Source organism: Pseudonocardia nigra (assembly GCF_019396355.1).
Lineage (GTDB): Bacteria > Actinomycetota > Actinomycetes > Mycobacteriales > Pseudonocardiaceae > Pseudonocardia > Pseudonocardia nigra.
The window spans coordinates 1-2,809 of record NZ_JAHKRK010000391.1 but is presented as its reverse complement, the minus strand read 5'-3'; the positions used below and the strand labels follow the sequence as shown (position 1 = coordinate 2,809).

The following is a 2,809-nucleotide window of genomic DNA, read 5'->3' as shown; positions in this document are numbered from 1 at the left end:
GCGCCGCCACCACGTGCGGATGGACGAGATCCTGCAGGAGGCCCGCACCACCCAGGGCGTGAAGAACGCCGACGAGATCGAGTACGCCGTGCTCGAGCGTTCGGGGGCGATCAGCATCGTGCCGAAGCAAAGCTGAAACCGCGAACAACAGCGGACGGTGCGGCGATCGCCGCGTGGGACGGATGTGAAGGCTGACCCCGCGATGGCGAACTGGCGCCTCGACCCGTCCAGATCGCCGGTCGGTAAACGGCCGCCAACACGGGTCTGAGTGAGCCGAGACGCTTCCGCGCCCGCCGTGTGCCCGATCAGCTCGGCCTGCAGCCGCGGCGTGGCCGCGCGGCGAGTCGCCGGATCGGGGAGCGGACGTCCGGACTACTCGCCCTGCTCGCCCGGCGGTCCGTCCAAGCCCCCGGACCGCCTGCACGGGTTCAGCACAGCTGGCGGGGGTAGACCGATGACCCGTACTCGTCAATGGAGGCCACGGTGTCCGAGTCCGAGCAGCAGGCCGGAAACCACGACAACGCGACGATGCCGTCCGATGTCTCCGACAGAGTCTCGGTGTTCGATCGCCTGGCCACGAGGGCGAACGATTTCGTCTCACGAGCATGGTTCTTCTCGCTGTGTCTGCTCATGGTCGTCCTGTGGGCGCCGTCGTTCCTCCTGATCGGCAACATCGACACGTGGCAGCTCATCATCAACACCCTGACGACCATCGTCACATTCCTGCTCGTCGCCCTGCTCCAGAACACCCAGAAGCGGGCCGACGATGCGGTCCAGCACAAGCTCAACGCGATCGCCGACGGGCTCGCCGACCTCATGAACGAGTTGGCCGACGACAACCCCGCACTTCGGGCCGACTGCAAGGACCTGCGGGCCGCAGTCGGTCTGGAGGACCGGGAGAGCGCGGCATAGGCGTCTGGAGCGCACCGGCGCCCCGGCCCTCACACGCTCCCGGGTGCCCTACATCTCCTACTGGAACCACAAGATGCGACGCGAGGCCTTCGTCCCCATCGAGCGCGGCCTGCTCACTGCGATCCGGCACCAGCAGCAGCGGGTCGCCGACCCCTGCCAGGACCAGCGCGCTGCCCTGCTCGTCGCGCCGGCGCCCCGAGTCCTGCCCTACACCGGGCTGCGGCTGGTGCCGCGCCTGCACGTGGACCGCACCGGCACGAGCCCTGCTGCAGCGGCACCTACCAACAGCAGCTTCGGGTCTGGCAGCAGGAATGCAACATCACCGACGAAGCCGGCCGTCCCGTGGCCATCACCGCCCACCAGTGGCGCTACACCTACGCCACCACTCTGAGCAACAAAGCGTGCGGATCGAGGTCATCAAGCAGCTGCTCGACCACGCCAGCCTGGACATGGCCTCCCACTACGCCCGTCTGCTCGACACCACGATCCGCTCGGAATGGGAGCCGGGCACGGCGCCGATCAGCTCCCGGCCTGCGCCGGCCCCGGCGGGCTGGCCGATGCCGCCTGGCACAACCGGGCCCGCACCGCGCTACCGAACGGGCACTGCGGGCTGCCTCGCCAGCAGACCTGCGACCACTCGAACAAGCGCCTGGCCTGTCCGGTGTTCATCACCACCAGCGCCGACCTACCAGCACATGAGGAAGAACGGCGGCGCACCCTGACGTTGATCGCCCAGCTGGAGGACCGCGATCACAGCCGCCTCGCCGAGCAGAACCGAGCCGTTCTGGACCACCTCGGCGCCCGCATCGCCGACATCCGCCGCAGCCTCGACCACGCCCCTGCCGCCGACCACACCCCACATGATGCCGGCTGACAACAGCGCGCACCTACGCGACGCGGCACACCGCCGCCGCGAGCAGACGCTGCAGCGGGCTCGCCACGCGCTGCGCCAGCTCGAAGCTGACGGCGCCCCGGTCACCTTCGAGCTGGTGGCGCGCACAGCCGAGGTCAGCCGCGCCTGGCTCTACAGAGAGCCGGACATCCGCGAGGCCGTCCAAGGCCCGCCGCTACCTCGGCCTCGAGGTCCTCGCCCGCGCCCGCGTCACCGTCGTCCCCGACCCCGCCCCGACCGCCCAGGAGGTGATCACCAACGAGATTCCGGCGCTCAGCGCCTAACAACCCGAAGAGGATCACGCATCAGGCGTCAAACACCACGTCCAGGGACTTGATGCAGCGACGTGCAGGAGCGGCGCTTGCTCGCCGCCGCGCTGGCCGCGCTCTCCCACCACGTACAAGCCAGCACGCTTCGCGAGCTGCCATGAGCGCCGCGCTCGGGGACGCGCCCCGGGGGGCGGGGAGTAGTCGACCAGCCTGGGAATGGCCATTGGCGTACTGCGTGCCATCAAACGTGCGAAGTACCATCGCCGGGTGCGCCTCCGGGCATCTCGTGATGTCGCCGCCGTGACTGTTGGTGCTGGCAGAGGCCCTGGATCATACCGATGGACGACCTTGTAAGCAGGTTGTCGTCCCTACGGCTCCCAGGGGCCTGTACTTTCCGATCATGGAATGTGGACGTCGTGTCAATCACGATGACTGCGGAACTCTGTCGCGAGCGCCAGTAGGAGCAGTAGGTACACGGACGACGCCACCTTGACCAGCAGCAGGCACACCATCTGCCACGACGCCGTGATCTTTTAATCCGCGGGTTGTGGGTTCGATCCCCACGGGGCCCACCGGGCTGAGCAGCGACTAATGCCGCTCAGCCCAGCACGTGGTGACGTCACGATCACGGCGTGTCGAGTCTCTCGTATGACGCAAACAGGGTTCATCTGTGCAAGTACCTTCGACCTCGTTCCGCCGAGGTGGTCGGTATCGAGTGGAAGGACGGGTAGGACGA

4 protein-coding genes are annotated in these 2,809 nt (G+C 68.0%); all 4 read left to right on the top strand.

All coding sequences use genetic code 11. From position 1 onward, the window contains the following. The first annotated feature begins 13 nt into the window (after positions 1-13). The 4 genes from KME75_RS47325 to KME75_RS40760 all read left to right on the top strand — a co-directional run bounded on the left by KME75_RS47325 (position 14) and on the right by KME75_RS40760 (position 1,786). Positions 14-136, top strand: a complete 123-nt coding sequence (locus KME75_RS47325; protein WP_372452766.1) for a YetF domain-containing protein — start codon at positions 14-16, stop codon at positions 134-136. A 347-nt stretch (positions 137-483) separates the two neighbouring features. Further along, positions 484-912: a low affinity iron permease family protein gene (locus tag KME75_RS40770; protein WP_308283499.1), complete on the top strand. Its 429-nt coding sequence runs from the start codon at positions 484-486 to the stop codon at positions 910-912. A gap of 43 nt (positions 913-955) precedes the next feature. After that, entirely contained in the window at positions 956-1,303 is a 348-nt protein-coding gene (locus KME75_RS40765) for a hypothetical protein (protein ID WP_219420340.1), read from the top strand. Between the two features lie 105 nt (positions 1,304-1,408). Next, positions 1,409-1,786 (top strand): hypothetical protein, encoded by a 378-nt coding sequence (locus KME75_RS40760; RefSeq protein ID WP_219420339.1) that lies wholly within the window; start codon positions 1,409-1,411, stop codon positions 1,784-1,786. Positions 1,787-2,809: the final 1,023 nt, after the last annotated feature.